General features: G+C 66.6%; 20 protein-coding genes. 12 read left to right on the top strand and 8 right to left on the bottom strand.

What is annotated here, in order from left to right:
• The first annotated feature begins 7 nt into the window (after positions 1–7).
• Entirely contained in the window at positions 8–2,005 is a 1,998-nt protein-coding gene (locus tag AC3WLC_RS31210; RefSeq protein WP_493687785.1) for a thioredoxin domain-containing protein, read from the top strand.
• Positions 2,006–2,087: 82 nt separating this feature from the next.
• On the opposite strand, the gene rho is transcribed toward AC3WLC_RS31210, so the two are convergent.
• The 3 genes from rho to hemE all read right to left on the bottom strand — a co-directional run bounded on the left by rho (position 2,088) and on the right by hemE (position 5,041).
• Positions 2,088–3,353: a transcription termination factor Rho gene (gene rho, locus AC3WLC_RS31215; protein ID WP_091835939.1), complete on the bottom strand. Its 1,266-nt coding sequence runs from the start codon at positions 3,351–3,353 to the stop codon at positions 2,088–2,090.
• Positions 3,354–3,570: 217 nt separating this feature from the next.
• Positions 3,571–3,996 carry a protoporphyrinogen oxidase HemJ gene (gene hemJ / locus AC3WLC_RS31220; protein ID WP_493687786.1) on the bottom strand — a complete coding sequence of 142 codons (426 nt, stop codon included), beginning with the start codon at positions 3,994–3,996 and terminating at the stop codon, positions 3,571–3,573.
• 19 nt (positions 3,997–4,015) lie between these two features.
• On the bottom strand, positions 4,016–5,041 hold the full coding sequence (hemE, locus tag AC3WLC_RS31225; protein WP_493687787.1) for a uroporphyrinogen decarboxylase: 1,026 nt from the start codon (positions 5,039–5,041) through the stop codon (positions 4,016–4,018).
• A gap of 463 nt (positions 5,042–5,504) precedes the next feature.
• Between hemE and AC3WLC_RS31230 the strand changes: the two genes are divergently transcribed.
• From AC3WLC_RS31230 to dnaQ, 5 genes are read left to right on the top strand one after another with little or no spacing between them, the layout of a single operon-like run.
• Positions 5,505–6,335, top strand: coding sequence for a pyruvate, water dikinase regulatory protein (locus tag AC3WLC_RS31230; protein WP_493687788.1), 831 nt, complete (start codon positions 5,505–5,507; stop codon positions 6,333–6,335).
• On the top strand, positions 6,332–6,955 hold the full coding sequence (locus AC3WLC_RS31235; protein ID WP_493687789.1) for a Maf family protein: 624 nt from the start codon (positions 6,332–6,334) through the stop codon (positions 6,953–6,955). Before AC3WLC_RS31230 ends, AC3WLC_RS31235 begins: the two co-directional genes overlap by 4 nt.
• Before the next feature lie 19 nt (positions 6,956–6,974).
• Complete coding sequence (locus AC3WLC_RS31240) at positions 6,975–7,808, top strand: shikimate dehydrogenase (RefSeq protein WP_493687790.1); 834 nt, start codon at positions 6,975–6,977, stop codon at positions 7,806–7,808.
• Positions 7,809–7,830: 22 nt separating this feature from the next.
• Entirely contained in the window at positions 7,831–8,442 is a 612-nt protein-coding gene (coaE, locus tag AC3WLC_RS31245) for a dephospho-CoA kinase (RefSeq protein WP_493687791.1), read from the top strand.
• 1 nt (position 8,443) lies between these two features.
• Positions 8,444–9,151, top strand: a complete 708-nt coding sequence (gene dnaQ / locus AC3WLC_RS31250; RefSeq protein WP_493687792.1) for a DNA polymerase III subunit epsilon — start codon at positions 8,444–8,446, stop codon at positions 9,149–9,151.
• A 121-nt stretch (positions 9,152–9,272) separates the two neighbouring features.
• Here the strand turns inward: dnaQ and AC3WLC_RS31255 are convergent, their stop codons facing one another.
• Together AC3WLC_RS31255 and secB are read right to left on the bottom strand one after the other, a co-directional pair.
• A complete protein-coding gene (locus AC3WLC_RS31255) occupies positions 9,273–10,016 on the bottom strand; it encodes a TerC family protein (RefSeq protein WP_493687793.1) in 744 nt (247 codons plus the stop codon).
• Between the two features lie 153 nt (positions 10,017–10,169).
• Positions 10,170–10,661 carry a protein-export chaperone SecB gene (gene secB, locus AC3WLC_RS31260; protein WP_493687794.1) on the bottom strand — a complete coding sequence of 164 codons (492 nt, stop codon included), beginning with the start codon at positions 10,659–10,661 and terminating at the stop codon, positions 10,170–10,172.
• A gap of 253 nt (positions 10,662–10,914) precedes the next feature.
• Between secB and AC3WLC_RS31265 the strand changes: the two genes are divergently transcribed.
• From AC3WLC_RS31265 to AC3WLC_RS31285, 5 genes are all read left to right on the top strand, one after another.
• Complete coding sequence (locus tag AC3WLC_RS31265) at positions 10,915–11,640, top strand: Tim44/TimA family putative adaptor protein (protein WP_493687795.1); 726 nt, start codon at positions 10,915–10,917, stop codon at positions 11,638–11,640.
• A gap of 104 nt (positions 11,641–11,744) precedes the next feature.
• Positions 11,745–12,800, top strand: coding sequence for a murein transglycosylase A (mltA, locus tag AC3WLC_RS31270; protein ID WP_493687796.1), 1,056 nt, complete (start codon positions 11,745–11,747; stop codon positions 12,798–12,800).
• Between the two features lie 3 nt (positions 12,801–12,803).
• A complete protein-coding gene (locus tag AC3WLC_RS31275) occupies positions 12,804–13,361 on the top strand; it encodes a Smr/MutS family protein (RefSeq protein WP_493687797.1) in 558 nt (185 codons plus the stop codon).
• Positions 13,361–13,735 (top strand): helix-turn-helix domain-containing protein, encoded by a 375-nt coding sequence (locus AC3WLC_RS31280; protein ID WP_346362145.1) that lies wholly within the window; start codon positions 13,361–13,363, stop codon positions 13,733–13,735. The genes AC3WLC_RS31275 and AC3WLC_RS31280 overlap by 1 nt, the downstream gene beginning before the upstream one ends.
• 57 nt (positions 13,736–13,792) lie before the next feature.
• Positions 13,793–14,791, top strand: coding sequence for an adenosine kinase (locus AC3WLC_RS31285; RefSeq protein ID WP_493687798.1), 999 nt, complete (start codon positions 13,793–13,795; stop codon positions 14,789–14,791).
• Positions 14,792–14,807: 16 nt separating this feature from the next.
• Here the strand turns inward: AC3WLC_RS31285 and hemA are convergent, their stop codons facing one another.
• On the bottom strand, positions 14,808–16,019 hold the full coding sequence (hemA, locus tag AC3WLC_RS31290; protein ID WP_493687799.1) for a 5-aminolevulinate synthase: 1,212 nt from the start codon (positions 16,017–16,019) through the stop codon (positions 14,808–14,810).
• Positions 16,020–16,228: 209 nt separating this feature from the next.
• Between hemA and AC3WLC_RS31295 the strand changes: the two genes are divergently transcribed.
• Positions 16,229–17,860, top strand: coding sequence for an HAL/PAL/TAL family ammonia-lyase (locus AC3WLC_RS31295; protein WP_493687800.1), 1,632 nt, complete (start codon positions 16,229–16,231; stop codon positions 17,858–17,860).
• Positions 17,861–18,047: 187 nt separating this feature from the next.
• Here the strand turns inward: AC3WLC_RS31295 and AC3WLC_RS31300 are convergent, their stop codons facing one another.
• Positions 18,048–18,680, bottom strand: coding sequence for a pyridoxamine 5'-phosphate oxidase family protein (locus AC3WLC_RS31300; protein ID WP_493687801.1), 633 nt, complete (start codon positions 18,678–18,680; stop codon positions 18,048–18,050).
• A 127-nt stretch (positions 18,681–18,807) separates the two neighbouring features.
• Positions 18,808–20,979: a polyribonucleotide nucleotidyltransferase gene (gene pnp / locus AC3WLC_RS31305; RefSeq protein ID WP_493687802.1), complete on the bottom strand. Its 2,172-nt coding sequence runs from the start codon at positions 20,977–20,979 to the stop codon at positions 18,808–18,810.
• Between the last annotated feature and the right edge of the window lie 286 nt (positions 20,980–21,265).

Below are 21,265 nucleotides of genomic sequence, written 5' to 3' on the forward strand. Positions count from 1 at the left end.
TCCGCCGATGAACCGCCTGAAGCACGCCGCCAGTCCCTATCTGCTGCTGCACCAGAGCAATCCCGTCGATTGGTGGGAGTGGAGCGAAGAGGCCTTCGCCGAGGCACGCGCCAGCGATCGCCCCGTCCTGCTCTCGGTCGGCTACGCCGCCTGCCATTGGTGCCATGTCATGGCGCATGAGAGTTTCGAGAACCCCGCTATCGCCGCGGTGATGAACGAGCTCTTCGTGAACATCAAGGTCGATCGCGAGGAACGGCCCGACATCGATCATGTCTATATGAGCGCCCTGCATACGCTTGGCGAGCAGGGCGGCTGGCCCCTGACCATGTTCCTCGACAGCGAGGGCGCGCCGTTCTGGGGCGGGACTTACTTTCCACCGACCTCGCGCTATGGCCGGCCGGGTTTCATCGATGTGCTCCGGCAGATCTCCGGCATCTATCGCAGCGATCGCGAGCGCATCGACCGCAATGCCTCGGCCATCGGCGAGGCGCTGCAGGAGAGCCTGAAGCGTTTTGCAGAGGCCGGCGAGCCTGATCTCGACGAGATCGCCAATCAGATCGCCCGCCGCTTCGACCGCGACCATGGCGGGCTCGGCGGTGCGCCGAAATTCCCCAATCCGGGCCTGATCGAATTGCTCTGGCGCCATGCCGCACGCAGCGGGGACGAAGCCTCCCGCGCGGCCGCCACCCGCACGCTGATGCAGATGGCGCGTGGCGGCATTCACGACCATCTCGGCGGCGGCTTCGCCCGCTATGCCGTCGACGAGCGCTGGCTCGTGCCGCATTTCGAGAAGATGCTCTACGACAATGCCCAACTGCTGCCGCTCTATGCGCTCGAGGCGGCGCGTACTGGCGACCCGCTTCTCCTGGAGGCGGCAGATGGAATCGTCGCCTGGCTGGAGCGCGACATGCTCCTGCCGGAGGGCGCCTTCGCCGCCAGCCTCGATGCCGATTCCGAAGGGGCGGAGGGCAAGTTCTATGTCTGGACGCTCGCCGAACTGGCGGAGGTCCTTGGGCCCGACGAGGCTGCGCTCTTCGCCCGACACTATGACGTGACCGCCGACGGTAACTGGGAAGGCCACACCATCCTCAACCGGCTCGGTACGCCCGATCCGTCGCCGGAGATCGCCACGAAGCTCGCCGACCTCCGCGCGCGTCTGCTGTCTTTCCGCAGCGAGCGCATTCCTCCGGGCCGCGACGACAAGATCCTCGCCGACTGGAATGGGTTGATGATCTCCGCTCTCGTCCGAGCCAGCGGCATCCTCGGCCGCAAGGACTGGATCAAGTTCGCCACCGGCGCCTTTCGTTTCGTTGCCGAATCCATGGCTGACGGTGAAGGCTTGGCGCATTCCCATCGCGCCCGCCGGCTGATCGCACCGGGCTTTGCCCTCAATCACGCAGCCACGGCCGAGGCGGCGCTTGCTCTCCACGACGCCACCGGCGAGCAGCCCTACTTCGATCACGCCAAGCGCTGGAGTGGTCATCTCGATCGACACTACCGCGAGGCTGACTCAGGGCTCCTGCGGATGACTCGGGCCGACTCGGCGGCTCTGCCGGTCGTACCCAGACCGACTCACGACGACGCCGTGCCCAATGCCAACGGCCTGCATGCCGTCAACCTGCTGCGGATCGCCGCGCAGACCGGCCTCCCTGAGGATCGCGAGCGCGCTGACCGGTTTCTCGCGATCTTACTTCCTGCCGCGGTCCATGCCCCGATGGCGCATGGCTCGATCCTCAACGCCTATGACCTCGCCCGTAACGGCGTGGACCTCGTGCTTGTCGGTCCGACTCGAGAATCCTTCAGGCAAACCGCGCTGGCACTACCTTATCTGACGACCATGCTCGTCGACTGCCCAGATCCCGACGGATTGCCGCCCGAGCATCCGGCTCACGCCTATGCGAAGCACGCCGGGAAGGGTGCCGCTTTCATCTGCCTGCGCGGGCGCTGCCTGCCCCCCGTCACGGAACCGAATCGATTGGCCCGGGCCGTCGCTGACGCGCGCTGAGCTCCCTGCGGACAAGCCCAAAGAAAAAAGGCCCCGGCGCGGTGCCAGGGCCTTTCAATATCGCTGAGGCGCCGAACGCCGCTCAGGTGTTCATCGAGTCGAAGAACTCGGAGTTCTGCTTGGTCTGGCGCAGCTTGTCCAAGAGGAACTCGATCGCGTCCTGCGGGCCCATCGGGTTGAGGATGCGGCGCAGCACATAGGTCTTCTGCAGATCCGAACGCGGCGTGATGAGCTCTTCCTTGCGGGTGCCGGACTTGATGATGTCGATCGCCGGGAAGATGCGCTTGTCGGCCACCTTGCGGTCAAGGATGATTTCCGAGTTACCGGTGCCCTTGAACTCCTCGAAGATGACTTCGTCCATGCGGCTGCCGGTATCGATCAGCGCGGTCGCGACGATGGTCAGCGAGCCGCCTTCCTCGATATTGCGGGCCGCGCCGAAGAAGCGCTTCGGCCGCTGCAGGGCGTTGGCGTCGACACCGCCGGTCAGCACCTTGCCGGAGGACGGCACCACCGTGTTGTAGGCGCGGCCGAGGCGGGTGATCGAATCGAGCAGGATGACGACATCGCGGCCATGCTCGACCAGGCGCTTGGCCTTCTCGATCACCATCTCCGCGACTTGGACGTGGCGGGTCGCCGGCTCGTCGAAGGTCGAGGACACCACCTCGCCCTTCACCGAGCGCTGCATGTCGGTGACTTCCTCGGGCCGCTCGTCGATCAGCAGCACGATCAGATAGCACTCGGGGTGATTGGTCGTGATCGACTGCGCGATGTTCTGCAGCAGCACGGTCTTGCCGGTACGCGGCGGCGCCACGATCAGGGCGCGCTGGCCCTTGCCGATCGGCGCTACGATGTCGATGACGCGTGGGGAGAAGTCTTTCTTCGTGGGATCCTGCACCTCGAGCCTCAGCCGCTCGTCCGGATAGAGCGGCGTCAGGTTGTCGAAGTGGATCTTATGCTTGATCTTCTCCGGATCCTCGAAGTTGATCGTGTTGACCTTGAGCAGGGCGAAATAGCGCTCGCCATCCTTGGGCCCGCGGATCGGGCCTTCGACGGTGTCACCGGTGCGCAGGCCGAATTTCCGGATCTGCGAGGGCGAGACATAGATGTCGTCGGGACCCGGCAGATAGTTGGAATCGGAGGAGCGCAGGAAGCCGAAGCCGTCCTGCAGGACCTCGACGACGCCTTCGCCGAGGATTTCGGTTTCCTGGGAAGCGAGCTGCTTCAGGATGGCGAACATGAGCTCCTGCTTGCGCATGGTGCTCGCGTTCTCGACCTCCATGCCTTCGGCGAAGGTGAGCAGTTCGGTCGGCGACTTCGCCTTGAGTTCGTGGAGTTTGATTTCCCGCATGGGGTACCCGGAGTAACAGGCCCGCAATCTGGCAGGCCGGACGGCAGTTGGGGGATCGACGGGACGAAGGGCCTGAAGGCCCACTTGTCAGGGAGTCGTGTCGGCCGAGAAAGCAGCCGCGGCACGAGCCGTCGACGATAAGGAAGGACGCGTACAAGAGCGCAGAGGCTTGATAACCGCTTTCCCTGAATCGCTCAAGCGGGAAACCGCGGCGATCTCAGAACGGCTTGACGACCACCAGGATGACGATGCCTGCCATCAGCAACGCCGGGACCTCGTTGAGGATGCGGTAGAACCGCGCCGGCTTGTCGTTGCGGTCTTCGGCGAAAGCCCTGACCCTGCCGCTGAGATAGCCATGGATGCCCGAAAGGACAAGGACCAGCGCGATCTTGCCGTGCAGCCAGCCACCTTTGAAGCCGAAGCCGCTCCAGGCGAGGTAAAGCCCGAGCACCCAGGTGGCGATCATCGAAGGGTTGATGATCCCCTTGAGCAGCCGGCGCTCCATGATCTTGAAGGTCTCGGACTGGATCGAGCCGGTCTGCGCCTCGGCATGGTAGACCATCAGCCGCGGCAGATAGAGCATCCCGGCCATCCAGGCGATCACCGCCATGACGTGGAAAGCCTTGATCCATTCGTAAGCCATGGCGGTAGTCCTTTAGGCTTCAGGCGCGAACCAGTTCGACCAACCGCTCGACATGAGCGATCGGCGTGTCCGGCAGGATGCCATGCCCGAGATTGAAGACGAATGGGCGATCGCCGAATGCCGCACGGATCGCTTCGATCTCACGATCGAGCTCGGGTCCGCCGGCCCGCAGCAACTGCGGATCGAGATGGCCCTGGACCGGCACCAGGGGCTGGATCGCCTCGCGCACGAAGCTCCGATCGATCTCCGTTTCGAGACCGACCGCATCGATGCCGGTTTCGCGGACATAAGCCGGAATGCCGGCGCCGGCCCCACGGGGAAAGCCGATGATCTTCGCGTGGGGATGACGGGCCCGGACCAGATCGACGATCCGCCTGGTCGGCTCGATGCACCAGCGCTGGAAGTCCTTCGGCCCCAGCGAGCCCGCCCAGCTGTCGAAGATCTGCACCGCGTCGACACCGGCATCGATCTGCGCGTTGAGATAGGCGGCAGAATTGACGACGAGCCGATCGATCAGCCTGGCGAACAGGGAGGGGTCGCGACGGAACAGCTCCTTGGCTGGCCCCTGATCCGGCGTGCCGCGCCCGGCGACCATATAGGTCGCGACGGTCCAGGGCGCGCCGCAGAAGCCGATCAGCGCCGTGCCCGCGGGAAGGGCGGCCTTCACGCGCCCGACGGTCTCGTAGATCGGGGCCAGCACATCCTGGTCGATCCCCTCGCGGATCTCGCGGAACCGCGCTTCATCGGCGACGGGTTCCAGCCTTGGCCCTTCGCCCTGCGCGAACCAGAGCTTCTGGCCGAGCGCATGCGGGATCACCAGGATATCGGAGAACAGGATCGCGGCATCGAAGCCGAAGCGCCTGATCGGCTGCAAGGTTACCTCGGCTGCCCATTCCGGATTGTAGCAGAGGTCGAGGAAGCCACCCGCCTTGGCGCGAAGCTCGCGATACTCTGGCAGATATCGGCCAGCCTGCCGCATCAGCCAGAGCGGAGGCTTGGGCAGGGTCTCACCGGAGAGAGCACGCAGGTAAAGGTTTTGGGTCATGAAGCGCACCGGGCTATCCCGGCCATCGTCCTAAAAGATTCTTTTCTAAGAGAGTCTTCTGTTTTGACTCTTGGATGGGGGCACATAGCCCGCCCCAAGATTGTCCACAACCGGTCCACAGGTCGCACTTGAGCCGGCTGGCTGAGCTTCATTGGGCCGATCAGCCCTTAAGGGTTTCTTAACGAATTGGATTTCGCTCCGGAGCGCGGCCTGGCGCCACGTCCGAAAATGATTCACGTGAAACATCCCGATTCAACCCACAGGCCGATGCCTGTTGAGCTTTGGCCGGGGTTATCCCGCCCTCTCGGAACAGGTCTCCGCGAGGGCCGGGTTATCCCCAGTCATCCCAGGCCCCTGAAAGCGTCGGTCCGGCTATGTCCGGCGGATCGAAAAGGGATTCCCAGGTTGGCGGAACAGCTCTAGAGCTGGAAGCAAGACAAGGCCGACGGGGGCGACGGAAGCCGTGGCGCGCAATTATTTTCACCTGCACCTGGTCTCCGACGCGACCGGCGAGACCCTGATCGCGGTCAGCCGTGCCGCTGTGGCGCAGTACGAGGCGGTCTCGGCGATCGAGCATGTCTACCCGCTGGTCCGTTCCGAGAACCAGCTGTCGCGCGTGCTCGCCGAGATCGAATCCTCGCCCGGCGTCGTGCTCTACACGCTGGTCGAGCCGGAATGGGCCGAGCGGCTGGAAGCCTTCTGCCGCGATATCGGCTGCCCCTGCCTTTCGGTCCTGCAACCGGTGCACTCGCTATTCCAGTCCTATCTCGGCCAGGCTTCGGCGCCGCGTCCCGGCGCGCAGCACACGCTCAATGCCGATTACTTCCGCCGCATCGACGCGATGAACTACACGCTGATGCATGATGACGGTCAGCTCGGGGGGGATCTCGAAAACGCCGATGTCGTCCTGCTCGGCATCAGCCGAACCTCGAAGACGCCGACCAGCATCTATCTCGCCAATCGCGGCATCAAGACCGCCAATATCCCGCTGGTGCCAAACGTGCCGCTGCCGGTCGAGATCGAGAGCCTGAAGAAGCCGCTGATCGTCGGCCTCGTCGCCAGCGCCGAACGCATCATCCAGATCCGCCAGAACCGGCTCCTGTCGTTGAAGGCTGATGACGAGACGCCCTATGTCGATCCCGATGCCGTCGCCGACGAACTCACCCAGTCGCGCCGGCTCTGCGCTCGCCGGGGCTGGCCGGTGATCGATGTCACCCGTCGTTCGATCGAGGAAACCGCTGCCGCGATCCTCGACCTGCTGCGCGACCACCGCATGAAGTTCATCGCAACGTGACCGGTCAGGCGACATTCTGGCGCGGTGATGCACCGCTCATCCTCGCCTCTGGCAGCGCGACGCGCCGGCAATTGCTGGAGGCGGCAGGGCTTCCGATCGAAGTGATCAGGCCTGATGTCGACGAGCGTGCGATCGAGGCCGATGTCCTCGCCATGGGTGGCTCGCCTGCCGGCGTCGCTGCCGCGCTGGCCGATGCCAAGGCCCTGTCGGTCTCGCCATCGCATCCCGGCCGGACCGTCCTCGCCGCCGACCAGATGCTGATCTGCGAAGGTCGCCCCTTCCACAAGCCCGAGGATGCGGCAGCAGCCGAGCGGCAGATCGCCATGCTTGCCGGTCGCAAGCACGAGCTCACCTCGGCCTTCACCCTGGCTCGCGATGGCCGGATCATCGGCCGCGGCGCCAGCAGCGCGGCGCTCACCATGCGCCCGCTGACCCCGGGCCTCATCGCGAACTATGTCGCGCTCGCTGGTCCGGCCGCGACTAGCAGCGTCGGCGGCTATCAGCTCGAAGGCCTCGGCATCCATCTGTTCGAGACGATCGAGGGCGATCACTCCACCATCCTCGGCCTGCCGATGTTGAGCCTGCTCGCGACGCTGCGCGAGCTTGACCTCGTCGCATGATCCCTGTTCCACGACTGCCATGACCAGACGCTGCTTCATCATCGGACATCCCGTCGCGCATTCCCGTTCGCCGCTGATCCATGGCCATTGGCTCGCCGAGCACGGCCTTGCCGGCAGCTATGAGCGCGTTGATGTCCCGCCGGCCGAGGTAGCGGGCTTCATAGCGCGCCTGCGCGCCGGCGAGTTCGTCGGCGGCAATGTCACCGTGCCGAACAAGGAGGTCGTGCTGCCTCTCCTCGACAAAGCCAGCGAGACGGCGCTGGCGATGGGCGCGGCAAACACGCTCTGGATGGATGGCGGCAAGCTCCGCGGCGACAACACCGACGCCTATGGTTTCCTGGCTCATCTCGACGCTTGCGTGCTCGGCTGGGCCGGACGGAGCGGCACGGCCCTCATTCTCGGCGCAGGCGGCGCGGCACGCGCCGTGATCCATGGGCTCGTCGAACGCGGCGTCAGCCGGATCCTGCTGGTCAATCGCAGTCCGGAGCGTGCGGTCGAGCTCGCGGCTTCTTTCCCCGGGGCGGTCGAAGCGCGGCCCTGGCAGGACGTCGCCCAGCTCGTTGGCGAGAGCGACTTGGTCGTCAACACCACCTCCCTTGGCATGCATGGCCAGCCACCGCTGGAGATCGACCTCTCAGCCTTGCGTCCCGGCACGATCGTCGACGACATCGTCTACGTTCCGCTGGAGACGCCGCTGCTCGCCGAGGCGCGGCGCCGCGGTGGCATTCCGGTCGATGGCCTCGGCATGCTGCTGCATCAGGCCGTCCCGGGCTTCGAGCGCTGGTTCGGCGTCCGTCCGCAGGTGACGCAGGAGCTACGCGCCAAGCTCGAAGTCGACATTCCCCGCGTATGAGCGTGATGCCGGAGGCGCTGCGATGACCTTCCTGCTCGGCCTCACCGGCTCGATCGGCATGGGCAAGTCGACGACATCCGCGATGTTCCGCGCGGCTGGTGTGCCCGTCCACGACGCCGACCAGGCAGTCCATGATCTCTATGCCGGCGCGGCGGCGCCGCAGATCGAGGCGGCCTTTCCGGGGACGACTGCAGGCGGCGTGGTCGACCGGGCGAAGCTCTCCGCTGCCGTGCTCGGTCGCCCGGAGGCGCTGGCGAAACTCGAGGCGATCGTCCATCCGCTGGTGCGCGCCGAAGAGCAGGCTTTCCTGGAGCGGGCCCACAAGAGCGGCGCGACCGTCGCAGTGCTCGACGTGCCGCTGTTGCTGGAGACCGGTGGGGAGGGGCGCTGCGATGCGGTCGTCGTCGTGACGGCTCCGGCCGAAGTCCAGCGCAAGCGCGTCCTCGGCCGCTCCGGCATGACCGAGGAGAAACTTGCTGCGATCCTCGCTCGCCAGATGCCGGATGCGGAGAAGCGGCGCCGGGCCCACTTCCTTGTGGACACCTCGCGCGGGCTCGTGGCCGCCGAGCGTCAGGTCCGCTCTATCCTGAATGCCGTCGCCGGCCGCTTCGGCCGGGCAGAGAGGGCGGGCTGACATGCGCGAGATCGTTCTCGATACCGAGACCACCGGCGTCGAAGCGCTGAAGGGCGATCGCATCGTTGAGATCGGCTGCGTCGAGCTGGTCAACCATTGCCCGACCGGCCGTACCTATCACGTCTACATCAATCCCGAGCGGGACATGCCGGAAGGCGCCTTCAAGGTGCACGGCCTGTCCGCGGCCTTTCTCTCCGACAAGCCGGTCTTCGCCGCGGTCGCCAGCGAGTTCGCCGCCTTCATCGCGGATGCCAAGCTGGTCATCCACAACGCGGCCTTCGACGTCGGCTTCATCAATATGGAATTCGGCCGGGTCGGCCTGCCTGCGATCGTGCCGGCACTCGTGGTCGACACGCTCTCCATGGCAAGGCGCAAGCATCCCGGCGCCAGCAACAGCCTCGATGCTCTCTGCTCGCGCTATGGCATCGACAACAGCCGCCGCACCAAGCACGGCGCGCTGCTCGACTCCGAGATCCTGGCCGAGGTCTATATCGAGCTAATCGGCGGCAAGCAGACCAGCCTGGGCTTCGGCAGCGCCGCCGCCGGCAAGGCAGGTGCCGGATTTGCCGCCGCGATCGAGCGCCCGGTCCGCCAGCGTGCGCTCGCATCGCGGCTGACGCCGGAGGAGCGAGCGGCGCATGAGGCCTTCGTGCTGAAGCTGAAGGGGCCGCTCTGGCGGGGCTATCTCGGCGTGCCCGAGGAGGCGTGACACGGAACGTCATTCTCGGGCGGAGCGAAGCGCAGACCCGAGAACCTCGTGACGAGAAGGCGAATCAGCGCCTCACCTGCCGTCATGCTCGGGTCAAGCCCGAGCATGACGGCAGGTTAGACTACTCGTCCCGCTTCCGGCTCGCCCGGCGCGACATCATGTTCAACCCCTCGATCAGGGCCGAGAAGGCCATCGCGGCATAGATGTAGCCCTTCGGGATATGGGCGCCGAAACCCTCGCCGATCAGCGTCGCGCCGATCATCAGGAGGAAGCCGAGCGCCAGCATCACGATCGTCGGATTCTTGTCGATGAAGCGCGCCAGCGGGTCGGCCGCGAGCAGCATCACCGCGACGGCGACGACGACGGCGATCACCATCACCGGGATATGCTCGGTCATGCCGACGGCGGTGATGATGCTGTCGATCGAGAAGACCAGATCGAGCAGCAGAATCTGGAAGATCACGCCGCCGAAGGTCATGGCCGCGGCCGCGCCACCATCGAACATGTCGGGCCCGTGGTCAGGGTCGACCTTGTGATGAATCTCCTTGGTCGCCTTCCAGACCAGGAACAGGCCGCCGGCGATCAAGATGATGTCGCGCCAGGAGAAGGCCTTTCCGAAGACCGAGAACACCGGCGCGGTCAGCTGCACGATGAAGGCGACGGTCGACAGCAGGCCGAGGCGCAAGATCAGCGCCAGACCTATGCCGATCCGCCGGCCGCGCGAGCGTTGATGCTCGGGCAGCTTGTTGGTCAGGATCGAGATGAAGATGAGGTTGTCGATACCGAGGACGACCTCCATGGCGATCAGGGCGCCGAGCGCCACCCAGACTGCTGGGTCGGCGGCGAGCGTCATAAGGGAATCCATGGAAGTCGCGTACCTCGCGGGAACGGCGCACCGGAATGGCGGCCTCTGGCCCGCGGGAGATGGAAACGCCAGGCCGATTTGCAACGGGCGGACCAATAAAAAAGAGCCCCGGAGGGCTCTTTCCTGTCAGATTCGCGATATTGGCGCGCTTGTTCAGGCGTTCGGAGTGCCTTGCGCCTGCATCTCTTCCAGGCGCTGGCGATAGAGCGCGGCGAAATCGATCGGGTCGATATAGAGCGGCGGGAAGCCGCCATTGCGCACGGCTTCGGCGACGATCGCCCGGGCGAACGGGAAGAGCAGGCGCGGGCAGTCGATCATCACGACCGCGTGCAGCTGCTCCTGCGGCACGCCGACGATGCGGAAGACGCCGGCATAGCTCAGCTCGAAGGCGAACAGCGTCTCGTCGTTCAGCGTCGCCTTGCCTTCGAGCGTCAGGATCGTCTCGATGTCGTTCTCACCGAGCGCGTTGGCGTGGACGTTGACCTGGAGGCCGATCTGCGGCCCACCCTGCTGTTGCTGCTGGATCAGCGAGCGCGGAGCGTTCGGGTTCTCGAAGGAGAGATCCTTGATGTACTGGACCAGCGTGTTGAGGCTGGGCCCCTGCTGGTCGGCGGCGCCGGCGCCGTTGCCGTTTTCGTTGGCCATGGGTCCCATCATTATTGTCTAGAAAACCATCGGGAAATTCCGTGCCGTGGCCGGAATTGCCCGGCAAGGCGGCGGCGCCGGGCTCGCGTCGGCTATCATGGCGGCGGGGCCGGCACAAGCGACGTGCGCTTTCGCGCCCTTGTCGCGCCCCGGGGGTGGATGTTACGAGCCTCCCTCACCATATCCGTTCGATGACGGGCCGCAGAAGCGCGCCCGCGCGGGAACGAGTTTTCGAGGTTCGGATCAGCCGGCGATGCAGAATTTCGATATGACGACCCTGGTCTTCCTGGCCCTGGCCGTTTTCGTCGCCTGGAAACTGCGCTCGGTCCTGGGCCAGAAGACCGGGCACGAGAAGCCGCCGGCCGATCCGTTCGCCCGCCGCGAGACTCCGCCGCTGCGCCCGGACCAGCAGGCCAATGGCGAGCGCCGCGACAATGTCGTGCGCCTGCCCGGCGCCGCCAACGACGCAGCGGCTGCTCCCGTGGCCGATGCCGAGCGCTGGAAGGACATCGCCGCGCCGGGCTCGCCGATTGCCGTCGGCCTCGACGCCATCGTCCGCCAGGAGCCGCGTTTCGAGCCGCAGGGCTTCCTGGTCGGTGCGAAATCGGCCTATGAGACCATCGTCACCGCCTTCGCCCGCGGCGACCGCAAGACCCTGAAGGGCCTGCTCGCCAAGGAGGTCTATGACGGTTTCGAGCAGGCGATCGCCGAGCGCGAGAAGCGCGGCGAGAAGGCCGAGTCCAACTTCGTCTCGATCGACAAGGCCGAGATCGTCGGCGTCGACGTCAAGGGCAAGGCCGCCCAGGTCACCATCGCTTTCGTCTCCCAGTTGATCAGCGCGGTTCGCGATGCGCAGGGCAATGTCGTCGACGGCAGCGCCGATGCGGTCTCCGAGGTCAACGACGTCTGGACCTTCGCGCGCCAGCTCGGCAGCCGCGACCCGAACTGGCTGCTGGTCGCCACTGAATCGGCCGCGTGATCCGTGTCGCCGGTCTCGTTCTGGGGCTGCTGGCCGCAGGTGTATCGATGACCGGCGCTGACGCTTCTCCCCCATCTCTGCCACAGGGCGCCCGGGCCGAACCCGTGGCGCCCGCTTCGCTTGCCGGCTGGAGCGTCGATGATCAGCTCGTCGTGCTGCGCCTGTTCGCGCAGGGCTGCGAGACCGATCCGCCACTGCGGCAGGGCGCTCCTACGCCACTGGCCCTGCCGGCGCTGTGCGCCAAGGCAGCGGCCCTGCTGGCCGCCGGTCATGTGAGTGCGGACTCGGCCCGCAACTTCTTCGCCGACAATTTCGCCTTCTGGCGCATCCGCCCGGCCGGTGCCGAGCGCGGCTTCATGACCGGCTATTTCGAGCCGGAATTCGAGGGCTCGCTGACCCGCTCCGACGCCTTCCCGACGCCGCTCTATGGCCGCCCGGCCGACCTGGTGACCAAGATGCCGGGCGACGACTGGCCCGGTCTCGATCCGGCCCTGACCTCGGCGCGCCGGACCGCCAAGAGGCTGGAGCCCTTCCCGGATCGCGCGGCGATCGAGGAGGGCGCGCTTGCCGGCCAGGGTCTGGAGATCCTCTGGATGCGCGATCCCGTCGATCGCTTCGTCCTGCAGGTCCAGGGCTCGGGCCGCATCCGCCTGCCGGACGGCAAGGTGACGCGCCTGGTCTATTCCGGGCGCAACGGCCACCCCTATACCTCGCTCGGACGCGAGCTCAGCCGGCGCGAGAACATCCCGCCCGAGCAGATGACGATGGACAAGCTGATCGCCCGGCTGAAGGCCGACGCCGGCTTCGCCCGCGACCTCATCCGGCTCAACCGCTCCTTTGTCTTCTACGCCCGCAACGACGATCTGCCGGCTGGGTCCGGCCCGATCGGGGGGGCAGGCCTGCCGCTGACTCCGCTGCGCAGCGTTGCGGTCGACCGCTCGCTCTGGCCCTATGGCATGCCGGCCTGGATCGAGACCGAGATTCCGGACGGCAAGGGCGGCAGCGAGAAACTGGCTCGGCTGATGCTGGCGCAGGACACCGGCACCGCGATCGTCGGGCCGGCGCGGATCGACCTCTTCGTCGGCTCCGGGGCGGAAGCGGGCCATCGCGCCGGCCTGATCCGGCATCCCGTCGATTTCATCGTGCTCTGGCCGCGCTGAGTCATGCGCCGGCGCGGCAAGCTCCTCTCCGATGCGGAACTCGCGCTCTGGCGCCAGGTCGCACGCACGGTCACGCCGCTGGCCGGCCGTGCGCCGGTCGAGCCGGAGCCGGAAGCGACGCAGGCCAAGCCGGCTCCGATCGCCGAGAACGCTCCGCCTCCTGCAACGCTGACACCAGCCCGGCCCATCAAGCCGGCCCCGCCGCCATTGGTTCCGCTGGAGCGGCGCATGCGCACGCAATTGCGCCGCGGCCAGCAGGGCGTCGAGGCCGTCATCGATCTCCACGGCCTGCGCCAGGACGAGGCGCATTCGGCCTTGCGCGGCTTCCTGCGCCTGCAGCAGCAGCGCGGCGCGAAACTCGTGCTGGTCGTGACCGGTAAGGGCATCGCCGGCGACGTCGCTTATGGCGAGGAGAGGGGCATCCTGCGCCGCAATGTCCCGCATTGGCTGCGCTTGCCCGATCTGCGCCCGCTGGTGCTCGGCTTCGACGAGGCTGAGCAGCGCCATGGCGGTACCGGCGCGCTCTACATCCGCCTGCGCCGCAGCCGGGAGCTCGGCTGATGACGCCCTTCGGCCGCCGCGTCCGCGAATTGCGCGCCGCCCGCGGCGTCACCCTGGCCCAGATGGCGGAGGCACTCGGCGTGACCCCCGCCTATCTCTCGGCGCTGGAGCACGGCAAGCGCGGCCAGCCGACCTTCACCCTGATCCAGGGTGCGATCCATCATCTCGGTGTGATCTGGGACGAGGCTGACGAATTGATCCGCCTTGCGGAGCTTTCCCACCCGCGCATCGTCATCGACACGGCGGGCCTCGAACCCGAGGCGACATTGTTTGCCAACCGCCTCGCCCATGAGGTGCAATGGCTCGGCCCGTCCGACCTGGCGGCGCTGACCTCGATCCTCGACAGTGCCGCGCGCCGTCGCGGCAGCGCTTGACCTGACCTGCCGTCAGATGCGACACGCCGCCATCCTCCCGCCATCACGGATCGTTCAATGACCTCCAAGCGCTACGACGTGCTCGCCTTGGGCAATGCCATCGTCGACGTCATCGCCACCGCCGAGGAGGATTTCCTCGCGACGCATGCGCTGGTGAAGGGCTCGATGGCGCTGATCGATGAAGCGCGCGCCGAAGCGCTCTACGCGGCCATGGGCCCGGGCAAGGTGATCTCGGGCGGCTCGGCCGCCAACACCATTGCCGGCCTCGCCTCTTTCGGCGGCAAGGGCGCCTTCATCGGCAAGGTCAAGGCCGACGAGCTCGGCAAGCTCTACCGGCACGATCTGACCTCGCTCGGTGTCGCCTTCGACACCGCTGCGGCGACTGAAGGGCCGGCGACGGCACGCTCCTTCATCATCGTCACGCCCGATGGCGAGCGCACGATGAACACCTATCTCGGCGCCTGTCAGGGCCTGACTCCGGCCGATGTCGATCCCGCCACGGTCGAGAACGCCGACATCGTCTATCTCGAAGGCTATCTCTGGGATCCGCCGGCGGCCAAGGAGGCCTTCCGCAAGGCTTCGGAGATCGCCCACAAGGCCGGCGGCCGCGTCGCCATCACCCTGTCGGACTCCTTCTGCGTCGACCGCTATCGCGACGAGTTCCTCGGCCTGGTCCGCAACGGCCTGGTCGACCTCGTCTTCGCCAACGAGCACGAGCTGAAGAGCCTCTACCAGAGCTCGGATTTCGATGCGGCCCTGGCGGCGCTGCGGGCCGAGAACGTGCTCGCGGTCATCACGCGCTCGGAGAACGGCGCGCTGGCGCTGACACCGGACGGCGTCGTCGCCGAGCCGGTCTTCCCGGTCGACCGCGTCGTCGATGCGACGGGCGCCGGAGACCTCTTCGCCGCGGGCTTCCTGCACGGCCTGACCTCGGGCCGCGAGGCACGCGATTGCCTGCGCCTCGGCGCGCTTGCCGCCGCCGAGATCATCAGCCATGTCGGCGCGCGCCCGGACGTCAGCCTGAAGACGCTCGCGGGCAATAACGGGTTGCTCTGAGGAAGAGGGCGGCCGTTCAGGCCGCCCGTCTCAGCCCCGCCGCGCTCCAGATCTCGCTGAGGGCGCCGACCAGCGTGGCGATGTCCTCGTCCGAATGCAGCGGCGTCGGTGTGATTCGCAGGCGCTCGGTGCCGCGCGCCACGGTCGGGTAGTTGATCGGCTGGACGTAGATCGCGAAGCGCTCCAGCAATTCGTCGCTGATCCGCTTGCACAGCGCGGCATCGCCGACCATCACCGGCACGATATGACTGGGATTGCTGAGATGCGGGATGCCGGCGTGGTCGAGCTGCCCGCGCAGCTTGCGGACCCGGTCCTGCTGGCCCTCGCGCTCGGCCGGGCTGGTCTTGAGATGCCGGATCGCAGCGAGCGCGCCTGCGGCCAGCGCCGGCGGCAGCGAGCTCGAGAAGATGAAGCCCGAGGCGAAGCTGCGGATGAAGTCGCACAGGGCAGCCGAACCGGTGACGTAGCCGCCCATCACGCCGAAGGATTTCGCCAGCGTGCCCTCGATCAGGTCGAGCCGGTGGCTGAGCCCGTCGCGCTCGCTGACGCCGCCGCCGCGGGCGCCGTAGAGCCCGACGGCATGGACCTCGTCGATATAGGTCAGAGCGCCGAACTCCTCGGCGAGATCGCAGAAGTCCGCGACGGGCGCGATGTCGCCATCCATCGAATAGACCGACTCGAAGGCGATCAGCTTCGGCCTGCTCGGGTCGATGCTCGCAAGCTTGCGGCGCAGGTCCTGCGCGTCGTTATGAGCGAAGATCAGCTTTTCGGCGCGCGAATGCCGGATGCCCTCAATCATCGAGGCATGGTTGGCGGCGTCGGTCAGCACGACGCAACCGGGAATGCGCGCGGCCAGCGTCGAGAGCGAGGCCCAGTTCGACATGTAGCCGGAGTTGAACAGCAGCGCCGCCTCCTTGCCGTGCAGGTCGGCGAGTTCGCGCTCCAGCAGGACATGGTAGTGGCTGGTCCCGGCGATGTTGCGGGTGCCGCCAGCGCCGGCGCCGCAGGCATCGAGCGCCTCGCGCATCGCGGCGAGCACGGCAGGGTGCTGGCCCATGCCGAGATAGTCGTTCGAGCACCAGACGGTGACCTCGCGCGGTCCGTTTGGACCGTGGAAGGCGGCGCGCGGAAAGCGGCCGGCGCGACGCTCGAGATCGGCGAAGACGCGGTAGCGACCCTCGGCCTTGAGGCCGTCGAGCTCGCTGCGGAAAAAGGCCTGGAAATCCATAAGGGAGCCTCCTAGCGCCACCTTTGAGGGATTCCAGGCACTGGGTAAAGGCGCGCCGATGTCGCGCCGCAGCAGGGGTTGTAGCAGCCGATCCTGGCGCAGGCTGTAGCGCATCGTTCAAGGAGCTTTTCGTTTCCAGGCGGGAAAGAGCCTTTCCCTTTGGTGCGCCGGGCCTTTAGATCGTCGGCAAAGCTGGTGAGGAGCAGGCCATGGCGGTAACGATCGACGGACGGACCCTGAAGGGCAAGCAGGTGCTGCGCGTGGCCCGGCCCGGCCCCTCCGGCCGCTATGAGAAGGCGACTTTGGCCAAGTCGGCACGCGAGGCAATCGCGGCGACTCGCGCCCATATCGACGCCAACTTCATGAACGACGAAGCGCCGTTCATGTACTCCTTCAACACCGGCGTCGGCCTGTTCAAGGACCAGCGCGTGCTGATGTCGGAGATGACCGAATATCAGCGCAAGAGCGTCTACGCTCACGCCACCGGCATCGGCGAGCCCTTCCCGGAGGATGTGACGCGCGCCACCATGCTGCTGCGCGCCAATGCCTTCGCCTCGAACTATTCCGGCCCGCAGGTCGCGCTGGTCGAGCGCCTGCTCGCCTGCCTCAATGCCGGCATCCATCCGGTTATCCCGCAGAAGGGCTCGGTCGGCGCCTCCGGCGACCTCGCCCCGCTCGCCCATATGTCGGCGGCGGTCTGCGGCTTCGAGGAGGGCGAAGCCGTTTACAAGGGCAAGCGGATGAAGGCCCGCGAGGCGCTGGCCAAGGCCGGGCTGGAGCCGGATTTCAAGCTCGGCGCCAAGGATGCCTCGGCCCTGATCAACGGCTCGACGGTGTCGCTGGCGCTTGGCGTGCTCGCGACCGAGGACGCCAAGCGCCTGATCAAGGCGGCCGATATCGGCCTTGCGCTCTCGCTGGAAGCGATGCGCGGCGAGCTCGCCGCCTTCGATCCGCGCGTCCATGCCGCCCGCCCGCATCCCGGCCAGGCGCTGGTGGCGCGCAACCTCGTCAAGATCACGCAGGGGTCGAAGCGCTGCTCGGCCTCGGCCCGCGAGACGATCTATCCCGACGAGATCGGCCGCACCCCCGGCAAGCCGCCGGCGCCGCGCGTGCAGGACGTCTATTCCTTGCGCTGTGCCCCGCAGGTGCACGGGCCCGCCCGCGAGGCGCTGGATTATGTCAGCCGGATCATCGCGACCGAGACCAATTCGGCGACCGACAACCCGCTGATCTTCCCCGAGGATGACGGCTACCGCGTCATCTCCGGCGGCCATTTCCACGGCCAGTATGTCGCGCAGGCGATGGACCTGCTCGCCATCGCCATGACCGATCTCGGCTCGATCTGCGAGCGCCGGCTCGCCCGCCTGGTCGATCCGACCCTGAGCTACGGCCTGCCGCGCAACCTGCTCGCCGGCAAGCGCGGGCTCAACACCGGCTTCGCCACAGTGCAGTGCTCGATGTCGGCGCTGGTGATGGAGAACCGCACGCTGTCCTCGCCCGGCTCGGTCGATTCGATCCCGGGCAAGTCGAATGCCGAGGACCATGTCTCGAACTCGACCTGGTGCGGCCGCAAGGCGCGCACCGTCGTCGAGAATGTCGAGATGATCATCGCCGCCGAGATCCTGATGGCCTGCCAGGCGCTGTCGCTGATCGCCGAGACCGCCAAGGCCCATCCGCTCGGCAAGGGCACGCAGGCGGCGCTGGACGCGCTGCGCGAGACGATCCCGCCGGCGCTCGATGGCGACCGCTGGTACGCCGCCGAGATGAACCAGGCGACGGCTTTGGTCCGCTCCGGCGCGATCGTCGAGGCGGTCGAGGCGGCTGTTGGGGGATTGGAGTAAGGCTCTGGAGAACCCCTCTCCTGGAAGGAGAGGGGCAGGGGTGAGGTGTTCGGAGTGGAAGCGTTGGCCTGAACCCGACCGCGCGGTGAGCGCTCGCGGAGCTGGTCTTGCCGCCTACACCTCACCCTACCCTCTCCTTACAGGAGAGGGTTCCCGCGCTCTTGTGAGAGCGGTCGAGGGAGTCTGCTCAGTACAACGTCGCCCTGACCCGCTCGGGCAGCGCCTTGTCATAGGCCTCGCCGTCGAACGCCTCCGCGGCCGCTCGCGCCGAGATGTCGCGCAGGATCGTGCCGGCGCTCGGCAGCGAGCGCTTGTCGACCTGCACCGCCGGGTTCCAGAGATCGGCGCGCACCACCGCCCGCGAGCACTGGAAGTACGCCGCCTCGACGGTGACGACGATCACGCAGGCCGGCAGCTTGCCCGCCATCTCGAAGCGCGCACACAGCTCCGGATCGGTCGAGAGCACCGCCGTGCCGTTCACACGCAGGGTTTCGCCGTAACCGGGGATCAAAAAGAGCATTCCGATTCGATTGTCGGACAGAAGATTCCTCAATGAATCCAGTCGGTTATTGCCTCTTCGGTCCGGAATCAGCAGCGTTCTCGCGTCGCTGACGGTGACAAAGCCCGGCTGATCCCCACGCGGTGAGCAATCCAGCCCGTCCGGACCATTGGTCGCGAGCACGAAAAACGGCGAGGCCGCGATCAGGGCGCCATAGTTGGCGTCGATGTGATCGATCTCCTTGATGACCGAGGCCGGCGCGATCGGGTTCGGGTAGAGAGCGGCGAGCTGATCAAGCGACGTAATCTGGTGCGCGGTCATGCTGGCCTCCAAAGGAATAAGTCTAGACTATTCGAATTTGCTGCGACGCACCAGAGGGCGGCCAAACAAAAACGCCCCGCATCCTGCGATGCGGGGCGTCCGATTCACGTGAAACGCTGATCGCGGATCAGTCTTCGGCGTTCTGGCGCTCGCGGGACTTCTCGGCGTCGCGCTCGGCCTTCAGCTTCTCGGTGATGTCCTCGCCGGTGGCCTGGTCGACCACCTTCATCGACAGGCGCACCTTGCCGCGCTCGTCCATGCCGAGGAACTTGACCTTGACCTTGTCGCCTTCCTTGACGACGTCCTGGACCTTCTGGACGCGGCGCGGAGCCAGCTCCGAGATGTGGACCAGGCCGTCCTTGGCGCCGAAGAAGTTCACGAAGGCGCCGAACTCCATGACCTTGACGACGGAGCCGTCATAGATCTGGCCGGCTTCCGGCTCGGAGACGATCGACTTGATCCACTTGATCGCCGCTTCGATCGACTTGCCGTCGGCCGAGGCGATCTTGATGGTGCCGTCGTCCTCGATGTTCACCTTGGCGCCGGTCTTCTCGACGATCTCGCGGATCACCTTGCCGCCCGAACCGATGACTTCACGGATCTTGTCGACCGGGATCTTCATCGTCTCGATGCGCGGCGCGTACTCGCCGAGCTGGCTGCGCGAGGCCGAGAGGGCCTTGCTCATTTCGCCCAGGATGTGCTCGCGACCGCCCTTGGCCTGGCCGAGGGCGACCTTCATGATCTCCTCGGTGATGCCGGCGATCTTGATGTCCATCTGCAGCGAGGTGATGCCCGCGGCGGTGCCGGCCACCTTGAAGTCCATGTCGCCGAGATGGTCCTCGTCGCCGAGGATGTCGGAGAGCACCGCGAAGCGCTCACCCTCGAGGATCAGGCCCATGGCGATGCCGGCGACCGGCGACTTCAGCGGCACGCCCGCATCCATCAGCGCCAGCGAGGTGCCGCAGACGGTGGCCATCGAGGAGGAGCCGTTCGACTCGGTGATCTCCGAGACGACGCGGATCGTGTAGGGGAACTCCGACTTCGCCGGCAGCATCGGGCGGATGGCGCGCCAGGCGAGCTTGCCATGGCCGATCTCGCGGCGGCCGGGCGAACCCATGCGGCCGGTCTCGCCGACCGAATAGGGCGGGAAGTTGTAGTGCAGCAGGAAGGTCTCCTTGTAGGTGCCTTCCAGCGAGTCGATGAACTGCTCGTCATCGCCGGTGCCGAGCGTGGTCACGACCAGCGCCTGGGTCTCGCCGCGGGTGAACAGCGAGGAGCCGTGGGTGCGCGGCAGGATGCCCGCTTCCGCCACGATCTTGCGGACCGTCTTGACGTCGCGGCCGTCGATGCGGACGCCGTCGTCGAGAATGGTCCAGCGCACGACCTTGGCCTGGGCTTCCTTGAACTGGCCGCCGACCTGCTCCTTGGTGAAGGTGGTCTTGCCGTCCGGCTCGGCCGAGACCAGCGCCTGGACCTTGGCCTTGGCGGCATCCAGCGCCTTGTAGCGCTCGGCCTTGGTGGTGATCTTGTAGGCGGCGCGGAGATCCGCATCGACCAGCTTGAGAACGGCGTCGAGCACGACCGAGTTGTCGGCGGGGGTGTAGTCGCGCGGCTCCTTGGCGGCCTTCTCGGCCAGGCGGATGATCGCGTCGATCACCGGCTGGAAGTGCTTGTGGCCGAACATCACGGCGCCGAGCATGATTTCCTCGGAGAGCTCCTTGGCCTCCGACTCGACCATCAGCACGGCGTTCTGGGTGCCGGCGACGACGAGGTCGAGCTGCGATTCCTTGACCTCTTCGATCAGCGGATTGAGCTTGTAGGCGCCGTCGATATAGCCGACGCGGGCGGCGCCGACCGGGCCCATGAAGGGCACGCCGGAGAGCGTCAGGGCGGCGGAGGCGGCGACCATCGCGACGATGTCGGGATCGTTCTCGAGGTCATGCTGCAGAACGGTGACGACCACCTGGGTGTCGTTCTTGTAGCCTTCGGCGAAGAGCGGGCGGATCGGCCGGTCGATCAGGCGCGAGACCAGCGTCTCCTTCTCGGTCGGGCGTCCTTCGCGCTTGAAATAGCCGCCGGGGATGCGGCCGGCGGCGAAGGTCTTCTCCTGGTAATTTACGGTCAGCGGGAAGAAGTCGAAGCCCGGCTTCGGCTCCTTGGCCGAGACGATGGTGGCGAGCACGACGGTCTCGCCATAGGTGGCGAGCACGGCGCCGTCGGCCTGGCGGGCGATCTTGCCGGTTTCGAGCACGAGCTTGCGCCCGCCCCAGATCAGCTCTTCGGTTTGAACATCGAACATAGGATTGTCTTTCGGTCGGATGCGATCCGTTCGGCGTCGATCGTGCCCATGGGCAAGACGGCTAAACGTCCGGGATGTGCTTGCAGGAAGCGCGCCCGGGCGCTCGGCGATCCTGCCATGGACGTCACTGACGCCGGCGGATCATGCGGCAAGCCGCCCCATGCGGTTGCCGCATTGAAGGGGGAACTGTCTCTTCTCCACATCTGACGCTGCCGACGAACACCGTGACGTGTAGATCTCGGTGGTCGCCGTATCATTAAAAGGGGGGGGGGGGGGGGGGGGGGGG

Source organism: Allobosea sp. GW821-FHT03A12, assembly GCF_058986765.1.